This is a genomic window from Type-D symbiont of Plautia stali, from assembly GCF_001485335.1.
GTDB lineage: Bacteria > Pseudomonadota > Gammaproteobacteria > Enterobacterales > Enterobacteriaceae > Pantoea > Pantoea vagans_C.
In genome coordinates this window covers 1-20,779 of sequence record NZ_BBOC01000022.1, presented here as the reverse complement: position 1 = coordinate 20,779, position 20,779 = coordinate 1, and the positions used below count along the sequence as shown (strand labels likewise).

Genomic DNA, 20,779 nt, shown 5'->3' with positions numbered 1-20,779 from the left:
GCTTATTGTTTTCACGCTACACAACCACACAGCAACGCATAACAAATGCGCCACTCTGTTTGTTTAAAGAGATGGCTCTTATTATCTTCGTCAGGCAGGGGAAAATATGAATCGGATAACGTGGGTGGATAATCTGCGAGGTATAGGTGTACTTGTTGTTATTCTGCTGCACTGCGTTATTGCGGTAAATGGCAATGTTGGACACTTCGCACCGCTGATCTCAGTACTGGATCCGTTGTTAATACCAGTATTTCTTGGCTTAGTATTTTTTGTGTCGGGCTTATTTGTTGATGCTGGATTACGTAAAGGACTCGGGCCATTTATCAATAACAAAGTCCAGACAATCTTATATCCCTTTGCCGTCTGGGTAGTGGTGTATGGCGGCTTAAAAATCTTATTTAGTTCGATGGCGAATAACCCGCAATCTCCCTTGCATGTTATTGCTATGCATCTGAGCGGCGGCGGTGATATCACCTGGTTCTTACATTCACTGTTCTTTTTCTTCCTCGCCATTATTGTGGTACGACAAATGCCGTTTTGGCTGGTGATTCCCGCGTGTTTACTGCTGAGTTATTTCTTACCTGAATTCAGTGCGGATGGCATGTTTGCCAGCTTCGATAATGCGCACATCAATAAATCCGTTAACTTGTTTATTTTCTTCTACGTGGGCGATCAGCTGGTTCGTAAGCAGTATGATGTGCCGAAACTGGCTGAAAATACGCTGCTGGTGCTGCTCTCTTTTGCCAGCGTGGTGCTGTTCGTGTGCCTCAACCTGCTGAGTGAGCGCCCGCCATCACACGTTCTGCTTGCCGCATTGGCGCTGTTATCGATTCCGGTGTTTGTCTGGATATCGCTGAAACTCAATTCACGGCTGGTGCATTACGTGGGCGTCAATTCCATCGTATTTTACCTGTCGCATTATTTGGTGATTCAGTTCTTTAGCAAAATCGTCAAGCTGCATACCCAGTCGCTTTGGGTTTACGACCTGTTGTTTGTGCTGGCGTTTATTGCGGCGATGATCTTCCCCTGGACGCTGTGCCTGTTGCGCCAGCGCGGTTGGTTCAACTTCCTGTTTACCCTGAAGTCTCAACCAAGGGTAAAGATCGTAAAGCCGGTGTGAGGAAAGGGCGGAACCTCTGAACAGAGGTTCCGTTGTTATCAGGCGACCTGCACTGGTAACGCTTTGGCGATGCGTTTCATCTCGTTATCACCTTCGAAATAGGCGACTTTCGGTTGCCAGCTGCGAGCGACTTCATCCTCCACCTGCACATACGAGCAGATGATCATGATATCGCCTTCGCAGGCGCAACGCGCGGCGGCACCGTTCACGGAGATGATTTTAGAGCCGCGCTCAGCGGCAATCGCGTAGGTCGAGAAACGTTGACCATTGGTGACGTTATAGATGTCGATGGCTTCATATTGCAGAATGCCGGAGGCATCGAGAAAATCCTGGTCAATGGCGCAGGAGCCTTCATAGTGCAAATCTGCCTGAGTGACTTTAACGCGATGCAGCTTGCCCTGAAGTACGGTACGAATCATAGCGACAGAATCCTGGTTAGCTTCTAATAAATAACGGAAATTACTCCGTCAGATCCACTTGCTGATTATCAATCAGGCGCGCATTGCCCAGCCATGCGGCCATCAGAATCACGGCGCGCTGACTGTCTACGGTCAGCGGCTGCAGATTGTCGGCATCACAAATCGCCAAACCATCAGGGCGGAATCCTTTCTCCCGCAAGGCGGCTTCTGCGTTTTCGATAATCTCATCCACATGGCGCTCACCGTTGCTCAGGCGCGCTGCCATGCTGTTCATCACCTGGCTCAGACCGGCGGCGATAGCGCGCTCTTCAGCGGTGAGATAGCCGTTGCGCGAGCTCAACGCGAGGCCATCTTTCGCGCGTACGGTAGGCACACCGACAATCTCGATGTCGAAGCCCATATCGGCCACCATCTTGCGGATAATCGCCAGCTGCTGGAAATCCTTCTCGCCGAAGCAGGCAATGTCGGGCTGGACCAGGTTGAACAGCTTGCTCACGATGGTGGAGACGCCGCGGAAATGCCCCGGACGGCTCGCCCCTTCCAGTAGCGAGGATAAGCCCGGCACTTCCACAAAGGTTTGGCTATCCAGCCCTTTAGGATAGACATCCGCCGGTGCCGGTGCGAAAACCAGATCCACGCTATGGCGATTAAGCTTCTCGCAGTCATCCTGCAAGGTGCGTGGATAGCGCGCCAGGTCATCGGCGCGTTCAAACTGCATCGGGTTGACGAAAATCGACACCACCACGATATCGGCCCGTTCGCGCGCTTCGTCCACCAGTGTGAGGTGGCCGTCATGCAGGTTGCCCATGGTGGGCACCAGCGCGATACGTTTGCCTTCCTGCCGCCAGCGACGAATTTCACGGCGCAGCATCGGCAGCGATTCAATAATCAACACTGCAAATCTCCTGATTTACTGGAAACTGTGTTCGGCGGCAGGATAAATGCCCGCCTCAACGTCGGCAATATACTGGCGAATAGCCGCGCGAATGTCGCCGGTTTCCGCGAGGAAGTTTTTGGCGAATTTAGGGATGTGGCCGCCAGTAATGCCAAAGGCGTCGTGCATCACCAGAATCTGGCCATCGGTGACGTTACCGGCACCAATGCCGATCACCGGAATGCTTAACGCCTGGGTCACGCGCGCCGCCAGCGCGACGGGTACGCACTCCAGCACCATCAGCTGTGCGCCCGCCGCTTCCAGTGCCAGCGCGTCGGCCAGCACACGCTCTGCGCCCGCTTCGTCACGGCCCTGCACCTTGTAGCCACCGAAGATATTGACGGATTGCGGCGTCAGGCCAAGGTGACCGCACACCGGCACGGCACGTTCCGTCAGCATACGCACGGTGTCAGCCAGCCACTCTCCGCCTTCCAGCTTCACCATATTGGCACCGGCACGCATCAACTGTGCGGCGTTATCAAAGGTTTGCTGTGGCGTGGCGTAACTCATAAAGGGTAAGTCGGCCATCACCAGCGCCTGAGGCGCACCACGGCGCACGGCGGCAGTGTGATAGGCGATATCTGCCACGGTCACGGGCAGGGTGGATTCATGACCTTGCACGGTCATGCCGAGGGAGTCGCCAATCAGCATCACCTGAATGCCTTCATCGGCAAACAGGCGGGCAAAGCTGAAATCGTAAGCCGTCAGGGTGGCAAATTTGCGGCCACTGGCTTTCAACTGGCGTAAATGGGAGATGGTGGTTGGTTTCATCGCGCTCTCCAGCGTTTTCAGATGCGCGCAGTTTACTGGATTGGCTGGAAAGGCGATACGAACACAGTGCGATTATTACAGGCTAGACATTCCACGGACGAATGGCGCTGCGATCGAGCGTGGCCAGGATCCCGGCCAGTGGCTGACCGTTAGGCAGACGCAGCGCAGGAGCGATCTCTAACAGCGGCACCAGCATAAACGCGCGGTTGTGCATATCGTAGTGCGGCACGGTGAGACGCGGGGTGTGGATCGTCTGCTGGCCATACAGCATGATATCGAGATCGAGAGTACGCGGGCCCCAACGCTCGGTTTTGCGGACTCGGCCGTGCTCCAGCTCAATGCGTTGCGTGTGATCCAGCAACGCTTCCGCTTCCAGCAGCGTATCCAGCGCGACAACAGCATTCAGGTAGTCGGGTTGGTCCGGCGGGCCGTAAGGGGGGGTACGATACAGCGAAGAGGTCGCCACGCGCGAGGTGTGCGGAAGGGCATCGAGCGCGGCGAGCGCTGCATCAACCTGATGCAGCGGATCGGCCAGATTACTGCCGAGTGCGAGATAAACGCGGATCATGATGGGCTGTTAGTATCACGACGCGGACCGGTTGGACGGCGGCGAGGGCGGCGCGGTTTACGGCGTGGAGCCGGATCGTCGCCCAGCGTGGTCATCATGGTTTTCTGCTGCACAGGTGCAGCCGCCTGGAACTCGCCCCACCAGTGAGTAAGACTCTGCAGTTCGCGGTTATTTTCCACGTCGGCACGCAGTGCCAGCAAATCATACGCGGCACGGAATTTTGGATGCTCCATCAGCTTCCACGCACGTTTGCCGTGACGGCGCGACATGCGCAGTTGTAGCTGCCAGATATCACGGATCAGTGTGGTGATGCGCTTCGGAATCGCCAGCGCACGGCAGGCTTCATCCAGCGTTTCATTCATCGAGAGGGCGAACGCATCGTAGTAGGTCAGCCCGCTCTCCTGTGCAATACGCTCTGCCGACTCTAACTGTGGATACCAGAACATCGCGGCAAACAGGAAGGCGGGATTGACGCGCATATCATTCTGAATGCGGTTGTCCGTGTTCTTCAGCACCTGAATCAGCATGCGTTCCATCAAGCTGTCGCTCTCGGCCGTGAAGCCGCGCGTCAGCATCGGGAACAGCGGCTGGAACAGCTGATATTCACGCATCATCTGATAGGTGCGTAGGCCGTAACCGGCTTGCAGCAGTTTGAGGGACTCCTCAAACATACGTGCAGGGGGAATATCGTTTAACAGCGTGGCCAGGCGTGGAATCGGCTCGGCAGTTTCAGCGGCAATGCGCATTTCCAGCTTGGCGGCGAAACGCACCACGCGCAGCATGCGCACCGGGTCTTCACGGTAACGGGTTTCTGGATCGCCAATCAGGCGAATCACGCCATCCTCAAGATCCTGTAAACCACCCACGTAATCACGGACGGTGAAATCCGCCACGCTGTAGTACAGGCTATTGATGGTGAGATCGCGGCGCTGGGCATCATCTTCAATGCTGCCGAAAATGTTATCACGCAGCAGCATGCCATTCTGGCCGCGCTGTGAGCTGTTGCGATCCTCTTCACTCTCTTCCTGGTGGTGACCACGGAAGGTCGCCACTTCGATCACTTCCGGACCAAACATCACGTGGGCCAGGCGAAAACGACGACCGACCAGGCGGCAGTTGCGGAACAATTTGCGCATCTGCTCTGGTGTGGCATTGGTGGTGATATCAAAGTCTTTCGGCTTTTTACCCAGCAGTAAATCACGCACGCCACCGCCAACCAGGTATGCTTCGAAACCGGCTTTATTCAGGCGATACAGCACTTTAAGGGCGTTTTCGCTGATATCTTTGCGTGAGATGTTGTGGCTTTCACGGGGAATGACGGTCATCAGACTCTCGGTTTCCACCTCTTCAGGCACCTCCTCGTCACGCTTGAGGACTCTCCGGCAAAAATTAGCGACTCGGGTAAAAATGGGACACCTCGACAGTGAGAAAATGGGTGTTAATAAATCAGCGGCTAATCATAGCCTGTTGCGAACCATTTAGGAATGGCGATGTCGCTTCATCAGGTATTAGCGCGTTCTGCTGTGGGATCAGTTGGATACTCCACTGCGCAACAGCATGCGTCAGTAACTGAGGTAACGATAAATCTTGCCAGCTCTGCATCACAGGCTGACCGAGCAAGCGCAGCGCCTGCACCAACACAGGACGCGGATCCCCCGTGGGTAAGGCAGGTGCATGATTCTGCTTTGACAGCTTATTGCCGTCTGTATTGACGGCCAAAGGCAGATGCAGATATTGCGGCACTGGCCAACCAAACTGTTGATAAAGCGCAATTTGACGCACCGTAGGCTCAATTAAATCCGCGCCACGCACAATTTCCGTCATGCCCTGAAAATGGTCATCCACCACCACCGCCAGGTTATAGGCGAACAGCCCATCCCGCCGATGGATAATAAAATCTTCCTGCGCCAACTGTGTGTCAGCCGCTAAGTGGCCGCGCAGGCGATCGTGAAAGCTGAACACAGGCGCATGCTGGCGTAACCTTAATGCCGCGTTCTCTGCGGGTAAATGCAAGTTGCGGCAGTGGCCATCGTAGAAGCCACCAATCTGCTGAATACGGCTGCGCGTGCAGGTGCAAAAATAGCTCTGACGATGTTGCTGCAGCCAGCTCAGTGCGGCGCGGTAGGCATCATGGCGTTGCGATTGCCGGAGCACTTCGCCATCCCACTGCAGGCCGTAATGTTCAAGTTGCTGGAGGATACGCGTTGCGGCACCCGCAACTTCACGCGGCGGATCGATATCTTCAATACGCACCAGCCATTGACCTTGCTGCGCGCGCGCGCTCAGGTAACTGCCTAGTGCAGCTATCAGCGAACCAAAGTGCAAATCACCAGAAGGAGAGGGAGCGAAACGCCCAATACAGGAAGAAGTTGAAGCGGTCATTTTGAAGTGTACCGCACGTCGGGAAAACAGTGTTTTTCCCGGCTGTGCGGCGACAGTCTGCTCACGGCCATTAGCCTGCCATCTGCTTCTCGCGGATTTCAGCCAGCGTTTTGCAGTCAATGCAAAGATCGGCGGTTGGACGCGCTTCAAGGCGACGAATACCAATTTCTACACCACAGGAATCACAGTAGCCGAAATCTTCGTCATCCACTTTCTTCAGCGTTTTCTCGATCTTTTTGATCAATTTACGCTCACGATCGCGGTTACGTAATTCCAGGCTGAACTCTTCTTCCTGCGCGGCACGGTCTACCGGATCCGGGAAGTTAGCCGCTTCGTCCTGCATATGCGACACAGTGCGGTCGACTTCATCACGCAGTTGGTTGCGCCAGGCTTCCAGAATTTTGCGGAAATGGCTCAGTTGGGCGTCGTTCATGTACTCTTCGCCCGGTTTCACCTGATACGGCTCCACACCAGCAATGGCGAGGATACTCAGGGACGATGTTTTACGGTTTTGCCCTTCTTGCATGTTGCTTCTCCTGGATAACACGCACTACCCGTTATGTTTCAAGTCGCATGTTTTGCTGTGTTCAATAACTTACTGCCTGCAACTCAAACTTTTTAGGGTTTATTGATTCCCATTAGGGAAAAAAACAGGCCGCTATAAATAACAGAAGCAGTCAAGGTTGGCAATTATTCCTGTTCACACCTTGACAAGCCTCTGAATAACCGCGTAATCAGCGCACCGACCAGCACATTCCTATCACAGCAAATTGTTATAAATATTACAACTCTGTTCAAACTGCTACTTTCAGTGTGCGAGTGAGTAACATTTGAGCGGGTGATAGCTGAGCCTGATACGCTAACACTTCGACACCGCAGCGCTGCGCCTGTTCCAGTAGTTCTGCGTAGTGTGCGTCAATGTGGCGCGCCGGGGAGACGTCCTCAATCCCCGAGTGCAGAACCGCAAACAATAAAACGGCCCGATGACCTTCTGCCACGATGGTGCTGAGTTCGCGCAGATGCTTCTGTCCTCGAGTCGTCACCGCATCCGGAAAATAGCCTTTACCCTGCTGTAAAAGGGTGACGGACTTGACTTCAATATAGCAGTTTGATCTCCCTTCCGCTTGCAGCAGGAAGTCAATTCGGCTTTTTTCCGTACCGTATTTCACTTCGGGTTGGCAGTGGCTGTAAGCGGATAATTCTGGAATCGCGTCAAGGGTTAACGCCTCACGCACCAGTTGATTCGCGCGCAGAGTGTTAACACAGATCCAGTGGCCTTGCTGGGTCTCGGTCAATTCCCAGCTGTGCGGGTACTTGCGCGTGGCGCTGTTTGAGGTGGAGTACCACACCGTATCTCCTGGCGTGGCGCAACCGGTCATCGCTCCCGTGTTGGCACAGTGGATCGTCAAGGTTTCACCCTCAGGTGTCACCACGTCTGCCAGAAAGCGTTTATAACGGGCGATTAATCGGGCGGGTTTTAAGGGGGGCTCAAACTGCATTCATGCTCCTGAGGTGGTTAACAGTGGCCAGCGGGCCAGCCGTCGATAGCGTGTGCGACCCTGACTAAAGGTTGATGAAAACAGCGCGAAGTGACTGACATCCAGACGCCAGTGGAATCCGCGCGCAGGCAGGGCCACCTTATGTGTAGCGTGCCGCAGCAGTGTGATATGCGGATGAAAAGGCTGCGCACTTTGCGCACAGCCATGGCGCGCGGCTTGGGCACGCAACAAACTCGCTAGCTGTAATAAACCGCGTGGCGCCCGCTGACAGCCGAGCCAGACTACGCCGGGGCGAGGCCAGTGCCCTGCATCATCGATATCGAGATGAAAGCCAGGCTGAGCGATACGCGCGGCAAGCTGCTGCAACTGCTGTGAGGTTTCGCGGCTCACTTCTCCCAGAAATGCCAGCGTCAGGTGCAGATTCGCAGCAACCACCGGTTTTCCCGCCTCTTCAGCAAAGTTCTCCGCCCGCCACTGTACCAGCTGTTGCTGGAGCGGATCGGGCAGTTCGAGGGCAAAGAACAGACGTTGCGTGGTCATGATGGAGTTGCCGTTGAGTGCTACAATGCGCGCCATCTTAGCACAGGCGCAGTGGGAGTTGAGTGTGAGTGAATTACCGGTCAGCGAGGTGCTACCCGTATTGCTGGAAGCGTTGGCGCAGTCGCCGCAGGTATTGTTAGCGGCCCCCACCGGGGCGGGGAAGTCCACCTGGCTGCCGTTGCAATTGCTGCAAAAAGCACGGTTGCCGGGGCGGATTATCATGCTGGAGCCCCGCCGTCTGGCGGCACGCAACGTTGCACAACGGCTGGCGGAAGGGCTGGGTGAACAGCCGGGGGAAACTGTGGGTTACCGCATGCGCGGTGAAAACTGCTGTGGTCCCAACACGCGCCTTGAAGTGGTGACGGAAGGCATTCTGACGCGCATGTTGCAACGCGATCCGATGCTGGAAGGCGTATCGCTGGTGATCCTCGATGAATTCCATGAACGCAGTTTGCAGGCCGATTTAGCGCTGGCCTTGCTGCTGGACGTGCAGCAAGGGTTGCGGGATGACCTGAAAATTTTGCTGATGTCCGCCACCCTGGATAATGAGCGCCTGCGTCAACTGCTGCCTGATGCTCCCTTTATCGCTTCTGAAGGGCGCAGTTTTCCTGTCACACGGCGCTATGCCTCGCTCAATACGCAGCAACGTTTTGAAGAAGCGGTGGCGCGTGAAGTGGCGCAACTGCTGCGGGAAGAATCCGGTTCACTGCTGCTTTTTCTGCCCGGTGTGGCCGAGATTGAGCGTGTGAAGCGTGAACTGACGTCACGCGTTGGTGAAGATGTTGATCTCTCTCCTTTATATGGCGCGTTATCTCTGGAGGCACAGCGTCGCGCCATCCTGCCTGCACCGACTGGTCGGCGTAAAGTGGTGCTTGCCACCAATATCGCCGAAACCAGTTTGACCATTGAAGGCATCCGGTTAGTGGTGGATAGCGCACTTGAACGCTCGGCGCAGTTCGACGTGCGCAGTGGCGTCACGCGGCTGCAAACGCAGCGCATTAGCCAGGCCTCCATGACGCAGCGCGCCGGACGTGCCGGTCGTCTTGAACCGGGTATCTGCCTGCATTTATTGCCGCAAGAGCAAGCGATGCGTGCCGCCGCACAAAGTGAGCCAGAAATACTCAACAGCGATCTCGCCTCGTTGCACATCGATTTACTCCAGTGGGGTTGCCAGGATGCGTCGCAACTGCGTTGGCTGGATGCGCCGCCCGTGCGCAGCCTACGCGCGGCCAGTGCGTTGCTGACCCACTTAGGCGCGCTGGAAGGCGACAAACTGAATGCGCGTGGAAGGAAAATGGCGGCGCTGGGCAGCGATCCGCGCTTGACCGCGATATTAAGTGCCGCGCAAGACAATGATGCGATTGCCAGTGCGGCCTTGCTGGTAGCGATTCTGGAAGATCCCCCACGCAGTGGCAGCGCCGATCTGCGAGATGCGCTCAATCGACCGCAGCCGCACTGGCTGCGCCGCGCTCGCCAATGGCAGCAACGGCTGAATGCCAGCGGTGGCAAGGTTAATCCCGATCTGTTTCCAGCGTTATTGGCGGCAGGTTTTGCCGACCGCCTGGCACTGCGTCGCGGCGACAGTGCCCGCTATCAACTGGCGAACGGCATTGGCGCGATGCTGGATGAACAGGATGGCCTGAGTCGTATTGAATGGCTGATTGCCCCTACGCTGTTGCAAGGTGCCAGCGCCGCCGATGCGCGCATCCTGATGGCGCTGCCAGTGGATATGGCGCAGCTGCGCCAGCAGTGCCCGGCCCTCGTGACACAACGTATTGATGTGGAATGGGACGAAGAGAAGGGCACACTGCGTGCCTGGAAGCGTGAACTCGTGGGTTCGCTGGTCCTAAAAGCGCAACCGCAGGCGCGCCCTGAAGCGGATATTTTACATCCGGCGATGTTGCGCTGGGTCCGTGAGAAAGGGCTCTCAGTGCTCGGTTGGACACCGGAAGCGGAACAGCTGCGTCTGCGCTTACACTGTGCGGCTGAATGGCTGCCCGAAGAGGCGTGGCCGCAGTTGGACGACGAAACGCTGCTCGATTCTCTTGAGCGTTGGCTGCTGCCAGAGATGGGCGCGGTGCGCGATCTCAAAAGCCTGCAAAGCGTCAGTCTTGTCAGTGCATTATTACATTTGCTGACATGGTCACAACGTCAGCGGCTGGATACTGTGCTGCCAACTCATTACACTGTGCCGACCGGAAGTCGCCTGCCCATCCGTTACGCGCTGGATAAACCCCCTGCGCTGGCAGTGCGCATTCAGGAGATGTTTGGTGAGGCACACAATCCTGCGGTGGCCGAAGGGCGTATCCCGCTGGTGCTGGAGCTGCTTTCACCGGCACAGCGTCCGTTGCAGATCACCCGTGATCTCGCGGCGTTCTGGCGAGGTGCCTGGCCTGAGGTGCAGAAAGAGATGAAGGGGCGCTATCCCAAACATCTCTGGCCCGACGATCCGGCCAACGCCTTGCCGACAAGGCGAACCAAGAAATTTTCATCGTGACACTCTGTGGATCGAATTCAGAGGGTTCTGCCATGCGCAGCACGAGAAAGCAGTTGTAGACTAAATAATTCGATTTGCAGGAAGGCGGTAAACGAGAGAATCCCGATGAGCTTACTTATGTAAGTGATTCGGGTGAGCGAGAGCAGCCAACGCACCTGCAAATCGAAGTATGAAGTATATAGAGTAACGGCCGCAGCCGTAGCTATGCCTGGAGAATAAAAGCATGTCTGGGAACGATCGCGAACCTATTGGGCGTAAAGGAAAAGCGCCAAAGCCGCCGCGCAGCACTGCGCGTCGGGGTCGCCGCAGGGAACTTGATGATGATATCGATCAGGACGATTTTGACGAAGATGATGAGGAGAGTGCGCCGGTGCCAGCAAAAGGTAAAGGTAAAGGAAAACGTCCGCCACGCGGCAAACGTCGTTGGTTAGGCTGGCTGATCAAGCTCTTCCTGGTCTTTGTTGTGGTGATGGCTGCCTGGGGCGTCTATCTCGACTCAGAAATCCGCAGCCGCATCGACGGTAAAGTGTGGCAACTGCCTGCCGCCGTTTACGGCCGTATGGTAAGCCTTGAACCGGGGATGTCGTACGACAAAAAAGAGATGATTGCGCTGCTGGAAGGCACGCAGTATCGCGAAGTGTCGCGCATTACCCGTCCGGGTGAGTTCAGTGTTAAAGGCAATACCATTGACCTGCTGCGTCGTCCGTTTGATTTCCCGGACAGCAAAGAGGGGCAAATCAATGCGCGTCTGACGTTCAGCAATAACGAACTGAGCGAGATTAAAAACCTCGATACCGGACGTGATTTTGGCTTCTTCCGCCTCGATCCGCGTTTGATCACCATGTTGCAGTCACCGAACGGTGAGCAGCGTCTGTTTGTGCCGCGAGCGGGCTTCCCTGATTTGCTGGTCAGCACGCTGATTGCCACCGAAGACCGCCACTTCTACGAGCATGATGGCATCAGCCCTTACTCGATTGGCCGTGCGTTCCTTGCCAACATCACGGCGGGTAAAGCGGTGCAGGGCGGCAGTACCTTGACGCAACAGCTGGTGAAAAACCTGTTCCTGACCAATGAGCGTTCACTGTGGCGTAAAGCGCGTGAAGCCTACATGGCCGTGATTATGGATGCGCGTTACAGCAAAGATCGCATCCTTGAGCTTTACCTCAACGAGGTTTACCTCGGCCAGGCGGGCAACGATCAGATCCGTGGCTTCCCGCTGGCGAGTCTGTACTACTTCGGGCGTCCGGTGGATGAACTGAGCCTCGATCAGCAGGCGATGCTGGTCGGCATGGTGAAAGGGGCTTCGCTGTATAACCCGTGGCGCAACCCGAAACTGGCGCTGGAGCGTCGTAATCTGGTACTGCGCCTGCTGCAACAGCAGAACGTCATCGACCAGGAGCTGTACGACATGCTCTCGGCACGTCCACTGGGTGTGCAGCCGAAAGGTGGGGTGATCACCCCTCAGCCTGCGTTTATGCAGATGGTACGCAACGAACTGCAGGCCAAGCTGGGCGATAAAGTGAAAGATATGTCCGGCGTGAAGATCTTCACCACACTGGATCCGATCTCACAGGATGCGGCTGAAAAGGCGGTGGAAGAAGGTATTCCAGCGCTGAAAAAACAGCGTGGTCTGAAGGACCTGGAAACGGCGATGGTGGTGGTGGACCGCTTCAGCGGCGAAGTGCGCGCCATGGTCGGTGGTGCCGACCCGCAGTTTGCTGGATACAACCGTGCACTGCAGGCGCGTCGCTCGATTGGTTCACTGGCTAAGCCAGCAACCTATCTCACTGCGTTGAGTCAGCCGAACAGCTATCGTCTCAACACCTGGCTGGCAGATGAACCGATTGCGCTGAAGCAGCCAAACGGTTCTGTCTGGAAGCCGATGAATGACGATAAGCGTTTCAGCGGAAAAGTGATGCTGGTGGATGCGCTCACTAACTCAATGAACGTCCCGACCGTAAACCTGGGGATGACGCTGGGGCTGGCTTCGGTTGTCGATACCTGGACCAAGCTGGGCGTGGGCAAAGATCAGCTCAACCCGGTGCCAGCGATGTTGCTGGGTGCGCTGAACCTGACGCCGATTGAAGCGGCTCAGGCGTTCCAGTCGATTGCCAGCGGCGGTAACCGTGCCGATCTGTCAGCGGTGCGTTCGGTGATCGCAGAAGATGGCACGGTGTTGTATCAGAGTTTCCCGCAGGCCCAGCGTGTCGAGCCAGCGCAGGCGGCGTATCTGACCTTGTACGGGATGCAGCAGGTGGTGGATCACGGTACGGCGCGGGCGATTGGTGCGCGTTACCCGAATGCCCATCTGGCCGGGAAAACCGGTACCACCAATGACCTGATCGACAGCTGGTTTGCTGGTATCGATGGCAAAGAAGTGGCGATCACGTGGGTGGGCCGCGACAACAACCAAAGCTCGAAGCTGTATGGTGCGAGCGGTGCGATGCAGATTTATCGTCGCTATCTCGATAACCAGGCACCGATGCCACTGCAGCTGACCCCGCCAGAAGATATCACGCAGATGAACGTCGATTCTGCCGGTAACTTTGTTTGTGGTTCGGGCAGCAGCACCTGGCGTTCACTGCCGGTGTGGACACTGGATGCCAATGCGCTTTGCCAACAGCAGCAACAGCAAATTCAACAGCAGCAGGTCCAGCAGCAACAACAGCAACAACCACAGCAACAGCCGCAGGATGAGCAGAAGGACGCTGACGGCGTAGCGGGTTGGATCAAGGATATGTTTGGCAGCAAGTAGTTAGCTGTGTAAATCAGAGGGCGCTTCGGCGCCCTTTTTCGTGTCTGCGATTTATTAATCGCGATCATGGACATGCACGATCTGGTCGCAAACGCACCGCCATCAGGCATTACATCTTGCGGATCTTGCCAAACTTCGCCTAAAATTCGTGCGTCTAATAATCATTATCGTTTTCATTCGCCTGCATTGTTCCCTTTTTGAGAGATCCCTTATGAATGCGCGAAATTCCAATCCTTGTTCTGCACGTGCTGCGACTTCCCGTCGTCCGCTCGCTTTATTGATTTCTTTATCACTGGGCACGCTGAGCGCACAGGCGCTGGCAGAAGATACCGTGGTGGTCACTGCCAATGGCGGTAACACCGTCGCGCAGGAAAGCGCGTGGGGTCCGGCACCGACCATTGCCGCCAAACACAGTGCGACCGGCACCAAAACCGATACCCCGATTGAGAAGAACCCGCAGTCTGTGTCGGTGGTGACGCAGGAAGAGATGGCTATGCATGCCGTCACCAGCGTTAAAGGCGCGTTCAACTACACGCCTGGTGTGTTGACCGGCAACCGTGGTAGCTCTGATGTGATCGATGCACTGTCGATTCGTGGCTTCAGTGAAACCAACACCAACCAATATCTTGATGGCCTGAAATTGCAGGGTGATAACTACTCTGAGTTCGCTATCGATCCTTACTTCCTGGAGCGCGCCGAACTGCTGCGTGGTCCGGTTTCTGTCCTGTATGGCAAAAGTAACCCTGGCGGCGTAGTGTCACTGGTAAGCAAGCGACCCACGCAGGAAACGCTGCGCGAAGTGCAGTTCCAGATGGGCACTGACAACCTGTTCTCAACCGGTTTTGATTTTGGTGGTTCGCTGGATGATGACGGCGTTTACAGCTATCGTCTGACCGGCTTAGCCCGCAGCGCCGATGCGCAGCAGGAGATGAACAAAGAGAAGCGTTACACCATCGCGCCTTCATTCAGCTGGCGGCCTGATGCCAATACCCGTTTTGATCTGCTGACCTATTTCCAGAACGAGCCTGAAACCGGTTATTACGGCTGGCTGCCACGTCAGGGCACGGTGGTAGGGATCACGCGTCCGGATGGCAGCAGCTATAAGTTGCCGACCAATTTTGATGAAGGCGAAGACAGCAACAAGATCTCGCGTAATACCAAAATGGTGGGCTACAACTTTGAGCACAGCTTTAACGACACCTGGACAGTGCGCCAAAACCTGCGCTATGCGGATTTAAGAACCAATTATCGCAGTATTTACGGTAATGGCTTTAACTCCGCGACTAATGAAATTACCCGTGGTTCAGCGGTTTCTGATGAGAAACTGAATCAATTTGCGGTAGATACTCAGGCACAGGCCAAATTTGGCACCGGTGCGGTGGACCATACTCTGCTGATGGGGGTGGATTATCAGCGCACCCGTAATGATATTGATGCGGCATTTGGCTCAGCCTCCCCAATCAGTGCGATTAATCCTCAGTACGGTAACGATGCTATCATTGGCACGCCATTCCCTTATCAGTATCTGAATCGTCAAGAGCAAACCGGTCTCTACACTCAAGATCAAATGGAGTGGAACCGCTGGGTGCTGACTTTAGGTGGTCGTTACGATTATGCGATGACTTCAGCACTGAATCGCAATGGCAACACCGAAGAGAAGAACCATGACCAGGCCTTTACCTGGCGTGGCGGTTTGAACTACGTCTTTGATAACGGTATTGCGCCGTACTTCAGCTACAGCGAATCGTTTATCCCAACGGCGGGTACCACCGCCAGCGGTGAAACCTTCGACCCTTCCCGTGCGAAGCAGTATGAAGCTGGGGTGAAATACGTTCCGAAAGATCGTCCAATTGTGATTACGGGGGCGATCTATCAGCTGACGAAAACCAAGAACCTGACGCCAGACCCGAACAATATTAACTTCAGCGTACAGAGCGGTGAAATTCGTTCGCGCGGTGTTGAGCTGGAAGCGAAAGCGGCCTTGAACGCCAACATCAACATGACGGCGTCTTACACTTACACCGATGCGGAATACACCGAAGATACAGTGCTTAAAGGCAAAACTCCTGTTCAGGTGCCGAAGCATATGGCATCGCTGTGGGGTGATTACACCTTCCATGAGACGGCGTTGTCTGGTGTAACCTTGGGTGCTGGTGTCCGTTATGTCGGTGAAAGCCAGGGCTTGTATGCGAGCGGAGCCAACGCCAATCAGAACTTTGCGGTGGCGAGTTACACCACAGTGGACGCAGCGCTAAAATATGACCTCGGTCGTTTCGGCCTGCCGGGTTCAACCGTGGGTGTGAACATCAACAACCTGTTCGACCGTGAATACGTTGCCAGCTGCTATCGTGATTACGCTTGCTACTGGGGCGCTGAGCGTCAGATCGTCGGTACGGCGACCTTCCGTTTCTAACCACAAGAGTTAGGGGTGGCCTTCAGGCCGCCCTCAGACTGACCAAGAGGCGGCTCATGAGCCGCCCCTACAGAATTCGATGTGCAATGAATTAATCAACCAGGGATTACCATGCAGCATCCGCACCACGCAGAAACCACCTTCACGCTGGATAACGTCAGCTTTCGCGTGCCTGGGCGCACGCTGTTGCATCCCCTCTCGCTGACCTTCGCACCGGGCAAAGTCACGGCGCTGATTGGTCATAACGGTTCGGGTAAATCCACGCTGTTGAAAATGCTTGGGCGTCATCATGCGGCGAGTGGAGGCCGGGTGCTGTTGAATGACGAGGCGGTCGATCACTGGGGCAGCAAAGATTTTGCGCGTCAGGTGGCGTATCTACCGCAACAGTTACCTGCTGCGGAAGGCATGACGGTGCGCGAACTGGTGGCGATTGGTCGTTATCCCTGGCATGGCGCGCTGGGGCGTTATGGCCAGGAAGACCGTGACCGCGTAGAAGAGGCGATTACGCTGGTGGGGTTGAAGCCTTTCGCGGGACGGCTGGTGGACAGCCTGTCTGGCGGCGAGCGTCAGCGTGCCTGGTTAGCGATGCTGGTGGCGCAAAACAGCCGTTGTCTGCTGCTGGATGAACCCACCTCTGCGCTGGATATCGCCCATCAGGTTGATGTGCTGGCATTGATTCAGCGCCTGAGCCGTGAGCGCGGGTTAACGGTGATCGCGGTACTGCACGACATCAACATGGCAGCGCGTTACTGCGATCGTCTGGTGGCATTGCGCGGCGGTGAGATGATTGCTGAGGGTGGACCCGAGGTGATTATGCAGGCCGATGTGCTGGGCAATATCTACGGGATTCCGATGGGCATTTTGCCTCATCCCCAGGGCGGTGCGCCCGTCAGTTTCGTTTACTGAGGCCTCGCCATGTTTGACATTTCCCGTCGTCGCTTACTGACGGCGCTGGCACTTTCGCCCCTGATGAATGTAGCGCCCTTGCGCGCGTCTCAGCCCGATCTGCAAAGGATTCTGGCGCTGGAATGGTTACCCGTTGAATTGATGATGGCGCTCGGCGTGGCACCGCTGGGTGTGGCCGATGTGCGTAACTACAGGATTTGGGTGGGCGAGCCGCAGCTGCCCGCTAACACCATCGATCTTGGCTTGCGTACCGAACCCAATCTGGAGTTGATGACGCAGCTGCAACCTTCACTGATTTTGCATTCCAACGGCTACGGTCCGGCGCTGGATAAGTTGCAACGCATTGCGCCGACCATGGGTTTTGATCTCAACAGCGGTGACGGTAAACCGTTAACCACGGCGCGCAATTCGTTGCATGCACTGGGCGCACGGCTGGGGCGAGAAGAGCAAGCGGTGCAGCATCTGCAGTACCTCGATGAGCAGCTCGCGGCGGCGCGTGAGCGTCTTAAACCCTGGGCGAGTCGCCCGATATTATTGATGTCACTGATGGACAGCCGTCACGCCATTACCTTTGGCGCCAATAGCCTGTTCCTGGAAGTGATGGAGATCCTTGGCCTGACCAACGCCTGGCAGGGTGAAACCAACTTCTGGGGCAGCGCGGTAGTCGGGCTTGAACGTTTGGCTAACGTGGGCGACGTGCAGGTCATTTGCTTCGATCACGATAACGACCGCGATATGCAGCGCGTGATGAAAACGGCGCTGTGGCAGGCGCTGCCGTTTATCCGTGCTGGCCGTTTCCAGCGCGTGCCTGCAGTGTGGTATTACGGCGCGACCTATTCGGCGCTGAAGTTTATTCGCGTGCTGGAACACGCGCTGGAGTCGCAATGATGCGCCATCGTCTTTTTCCTGTCGCGCTGCTGAGTAGCCTGTGTTTACTGGCACTGGCGTTAACCTATATCAACCTGAGTGAAGCACTGCCAACGGCACAGTGGACACAGGCGATCATTGCGCCAGACATCAACAATATCCAGCAAGTGGTGTTTCACCACAGTCTGCTATCGCGTCTTGCGCTGGCGCTGCTGGTCGGGGCGGGCCTCGGCTTAGCGGGCTTGCTGTTCCAGCAGGTGCTGCGTAATCCGCTGGCGGAACCCACCACGCTTGGCGTGTCGTCGGGCGCACAGCTGGGCATCACCGTCGCCACGCTTTGGCATCTGCCGGGTGGGGAACTGACGCAACAATTTGCGGCGATGGGCGGTGCGGTGCTGGTCGGTGTGCTGGTGTTTGGTGTCGCGTGGGGAAAACGTTTGTCACCTGTGACGCTGATCCTTGCCGGGCTGGTGCTCAGCCTCTATGCCGGTTCAGTGAATCAAATCTTTGCCATCTTCAATCATGATCAGCTGCTGAACATGTTCTTGTGGAGCACGGGCGCGTTGAATCAGATGGATGGGCACAACGTGGCAATGTTGTGGCCGCGCCTGCTGCTGGCCTTTGTGGTGGCGCTGGCGCTGTTACGTCCATTGACCCTGATGGGGCTGGACGATGGCGTGGCGAAAAATCTTGGCCTGGCACTGTCAGCGGCGCGTATCGGTGCGCTGGCACTGGCGATTCTGCTCAGTGCGCAGCTGGTAAATGTGGCGGGCATCATTGGCTTTATCGGTCTGTTTGCCCCGCTGCTAGCGAAAATGCTGGGAGGCCGTCGCTTGTTAAGCCGCATGCTGCTCGCACCACTGATTGGTGCGCTGCTGCTGTGGTTGGCCGATCAGTGTGTGCTGTGGCTCACCAGCCACTGGCGTGAGGTTTCAACTGGCACTGCGACGGCGCTGATTGGCGTGCCGATTCTGCTGTGGTTGTTGCCGCGCTTGCGCACCGGTTCAGTGCCCCCGGCGATGAACATGGGGGATAAGGTCCCGGCGGAGCGGCAAAACGTCGTGCGATGGTGTCTGTTTGGCGTGGCGATGCTGGCGCTGTTGGGCGCTGTCGCTCTGACGTTTGGCCGCGATGCGCACAGCTGGACGTGGGTCAGCGGCGAGATGTTGCATCAGCTGCTGCCGTGGCGTGTGCCGCGCGTGCTGGCCGCGCTGGTAGTCGGGATGATGCTGGGCGTGGCGGGCGCGTTGATTCAGCGTCTCACCGGTAACCCAATGGCGAGCCCGGAAGTGTTAGGCATTAGCTCAGGGGCAGCATGCGGTGCCGTGGTGATGATGTTCTTTGTGCCCGGTGATGCGGTGGCGTGGTTGCTGCCTGCAGGTGCGTTGGGAGCCGCCCTGACGCTGCTGATCATCATGCTGGTGGCCAGTCGAGGTGGCTTCTCGCCCGAACGTATGCTGCTGGCGGGCATGGCGCTGAACAGTGCCTTTGTCACCCTGTTAATGGTGCTGATGGCCAGCGGTGATCCACGTATGAGTGGCTTGCTGACATGGATTTCAGGCTCGACCTACAACATCAGTCTTGAGCAGGCGGTACAAAGCGCGGTAGTGGGGATGATTTTGATTGCTCTGGCACCTCTGGCCAGCCGCTGGCTAACACTGCTGCCGCTGGGCAGTGCCACGGCACGGTCGGCAGGCATGGCGTTAACGGGATCGCGATTGAGCCTGCTGTTGCTGGCGGCGGCCTTGACTGCCACGGCCACGCTGACCATAGGGCCACTCAGTTTTGTCGGCCTGATGGCACCGCATATTGTGCGTATGCTGGGGTTCCGTCGTGCGCTACCGCAAGTGCTGATGGCAGGATTGCTGGGGGGAGGTTTAATGGTGTTTGCCGACTGGTGCGGCAGAATGCTGGCGTTTCCGGATCAAATCCCGGCAGGGCTGATGGCCACCTTCTTCGGTGCGCCCTATTTTATTTGGTTGTTACGCCGCGCATAACATAAATAGGGTGCGCATTTCTAACCAGTGCGCATGAATGCGCACCCTACGAAATATGGCACCCTTATATGTATGCTTGCCAATGCCTTGGTGCGTATGAATATGCACCCTACGAAAACCGCGCTCGATCGTCGTAGGGTTGCCATTTATGGCGACCAGAAAGCGCTTAGCTGAGATGCATTACGCGATTAATGGCGACCGAAGCTTACAGCTTAGCAAAGCTACGACGTGCGGCATCAATGGTGCGCTGAATATCTTCCTGGCTGTGCGCCAGCGACATAAAGCCCGCTTCAAAGGCGGATGGAGCAAGGTATACCCCTTCTGCCAGCATCAGATGGAAGAAGCGCTTAAAGCGCTCGACATCGCATTTTGTCACATCGGCGTAGCAGGTCACGCTGTCCGCTTCAGTGAAGAAAATACCGAACATGCCGCCAACGTGGTTGATCACCAGCGGGATATTTTCTGCTTTAGCCGCCGCCAGCAAACCTTCAGACAGCTGAGTGGTCAGGTCGGTCAAGGTGCTGTGCGTACCCGGTTGGGCAATTTGCGTCAGGCAAGCGAATCCGGCAGCCATGGCAATCGGGTTACCTGAGAGCGTTCCCGCCTGGTAAACCGGGCCGGTCGGTGCCAGCGCTTCCATCACATCACGACGTCCACCAAAGGCGCCCACTGGCATGCCGCCGCCAATGATTTTGCCCAGGCAAGTCAGGTCTGGCGTCACGTCGTAATAGGCCTGAGCACCGCCCAGCGCCACGCGGAAGCCGGTCATCACTTCATCGATAATCAGCAAGGCACCAAACTCATCACAGAGCGCGCGCAGGCCCGGCAGGAAGTCTGGCTGCGGTGGAATGCAGTTCATGTTGCCGGCAACCGGCTCAACGATGATACAGGCGATATCCTCTGGATACTGTTCAAACGCCGCACGCACGGTGGCGAGGTCGTTGTAAGTGCAGGTCAGGGTGTGCTTGGCAAAATCAGCGGGTACGCCTGGCGAGTTGGGCTGGCCCAGGGTCAGCGCGCCGGAACCGGCTTTCACCAGCAGGCAATCCGCGTGGCCGTGGTAACAACCTTCAAATTTGATGATTTTATCGCGATGGGTAAAGCCGCGCGC

17 protein-coding genes are annotated in these 20,779 nt (G+C 56.4%); 7 read left to right on the top strand and 10 right to left on the bottom strand.

Going from position 1 to position 20,779, the window contains the following annotated elements; genetic code table 11:
- The first annotated feature begins 106 nt into the window (after positions 1-106).
- A complete protein-coding gene (locus PSSD_RS09220; protein WP_039331272.1) occupies positions 107-1,120 on the top strand; it encodes an acyltransferase family protein in 1,014 nt (337 codons plus the stop codon).
- A 38-nt stretch (positions 1,121-1,158) separates the two neighbouring features.
- Here PSSD_RS09220 and panD read toward each other — a convergent pair whose 3' ends face one another.
- From panD to thpR, 9 genes are all read right to left on the bottom strand, one after another.
- On the bottom strand, positions 1,159-1,539 hold the full coding sequence (gene panD / locus PSSD_RS09215) for an aspartate 1-decarboxylase (protein WP_034829560.1): 381 nt from the start codon (positions 1,537-1,539) through the stop codon (positions 1,159-1,161).
- A gap of 40 nt (positions 1,540-1,579) precedes the next feature.
- Complete coding sequence (gene panC, locus PSSD_RS09210; protein WP_058970865.1) at positions 1,580-2,434, bottom strand: pantoate--beta-alanine ligase; 855 nt, start codon at positions 2,432-2,434, stop codon at positions 1,580-1,582.
- A 15-nt stretch (positions 2,435-2,449) separates the two neighbouring features.
- Positions 2,450-3,244: a 3-methyl-2-oxobutanoate hydroxymethyltransferase gene (gene panB / locus PSSD_RS09205; RefSeq protein WP_058970862.1), complete on the bottom strand. Its 795-nt coding sequence runs from the start codon at positions 3,242-3,244 to the stop codon at positions 2,450-2,452.
- An 82-nt stretch (positions 3,245-3,326) separates the two neighbouring features.
- Complete coding sequence (gene folK / locus PSSD_RS09200; RefSeq protein WP_058970859.1) at positions 3,327-3,812, bottom strand: 2-amino-4-hydroxy-6-hydroxymethyldihydropteridine diphosphokinase; 486 nt, start codon at positions 3,810-3,812, stop codon at positions 3,327-3,329.
- Positions 3,809-5,221 (bottom strand): polynucleotide adenylyltransferase PcnB, encoded by a 1,413-nt coding sequence (pcnB, locus tag PSSD_RS09195; RefSeq protein ID WP_235589207.1) that lies wholly within the window; start codon positions 5,219-5,221, stop codon positions 3,809-3,811. Before pcnB ends, folK begins: the two co-directional genes overlap by 4 nt.
- A 37-nt stretch (positions 5,222-5,258) precedes the next feature.
- Positions 5,259-6,194 carry a tRNA glutamyl-Q(34) synthetase GluQRS gene (gene gluQRS, locus PSSD_RS09190; RefSeq protein WP_058970856.1) on the bottom strand — a complete coding sequence of 312 codons (936 nt, stop codon included), beginning with the start codon at positions 6,192-6,194 and terminating at the stop codon, positions 5,259-5,261.
- Positions 6,195-6,264: 70 nt separating this feature from the next.
- Entirely contained in the window at positions 6,265-6,720 is a 456-nt protein-coding gene (gene dksA, locus PSSD_RS09185) for an RNA polymerase-binding protein DksA (protein ID WP_039331260.1), read from the bottom strand.
- A 268-nt stretch (positions 6,721-6,988) separates the two neighbouring features.
- Positions 6,989-7,693: a DNA/RNA nuclease SfsA gene (gene sfsA / locus PSSD_RS09180; protein WP_058970853.1), complete on the bottom strand. Its 705-nt coding sequence runs from the start codon at positions 7,691-7,693 to the stop codon at positions 6,989-6,991.
- Complete coding sequence (gene thpR / locus PSSD_RS09175) at positions 7,694-8,233, bottom strand: RNA 2',3'-cyclic phosphodiesterase (protein WP_058970943.1); 540 nt, start codon at positions 8,231-8,233, stop codon at positions 7,694-7,696. It lies immediately after the preceding gene.
- A 25-nt stretch (positions 8,234-8,258) separates the two neighbouring features.
- Here thpR and hrpB point away from each other — a divergent pair, with 25 nt between their 5' ends.
- The 6 genes from hrpB (at position 8,259) to fhuB (ending at position 19,668) form a co-directional block, all read left to right on the top strand.
- A complete protein-coding gene (hrpB, locus tag PSSD_RS09170) occupies positions 8,259-10,730 on the top strand; it encodes an ATP-dependent helicase HrpB (RefSeq protein WP_058970850.1) in 2,472 nt (823 codons plus the stop codon).
- Between the two features lie 223 nt (positions 10,731-10,953).
- The gene (mrcB, locus tag PSSD_RS09165; RefSeq protein WP_058970847.1) at positions 10,954-13,485 is read left to right on the top strand and encodes a bifunctional glycosyl transferase/transpeptidase; all 2,532 of its coding nucleotides are present in this window, start codon (positions 10,954-10,956) and stop codon (positions 13,483-13,485) included.
- A gap of 211 nt (positions 13,486-13,696) precedes the next feature.
- Positions 13,697-15,898 carry a ferrichrome porin FhuA gene (gene fhuA / locus PSSD_RS09160; protein WP_058970844.1) on the top strand — a complete coding sequence of 734 codons (2,202 nt, stop codon included), beginning with the start codon at positions 13,697-13,699 and terminating at the stop codon, positions 15,896-15,898.
- A gap of 111 nt (positions 15,899-16,009) precedes the next feature.
- On the top strand, positions 16,010-16,804 hold the full coding sequence (fhuC, locus tag PSSD_RS09155; RefSeq protein WP_058970842.1) for a Fe3+-hydroxamate ABC transporter ATP-binding protein FhuC: 795 nt from the start codon (positions 16,010-16,012) through the stop codon (positions 16,802-16,804).
- Positions 16,805-16,813: 9 nt separating this feature from the next.
- Entirely contained in the window at positions 16,814-17,692 is an 879-nt protein-coding gene (gene fhuD / locus PSSD_RS09150; protein ID WP_058970839.1) for a Fe(3+)-hydroxamate ABC transporter substrate-binding protein FhuD, read from the top strand.
- Positions 17,692-19,668, top strand: a complete 1,977-nt coding sequence (gene fhuB, locus PSSD_RS09145; RefSeq protein WP_039331338.1) for a Fe(3+)-hydroxamate ABC transporter permease FhuB — start codon at positions 17,692-17,694, stop codon at positions 19,666-19,668. Before fhuD ends, fhuB begins: the two co-directional genes overlap by 1 nt.
- A gap of 205 nt (positions 19,669-19,873) precedes the next feature.
- On the opposite strand, the gene hemL is transcribed toward fhuB, so the two are convergent.
- The coding region (gene hemL / locus PSSD_RS09140) for a glutamate-1-semialdehyde 2,1-aminomutase (RefSeq protein ID WP_058970836.1) at positions 19,874-20,779 on the bottom strand (906 nt) is incomplete at its 5' end.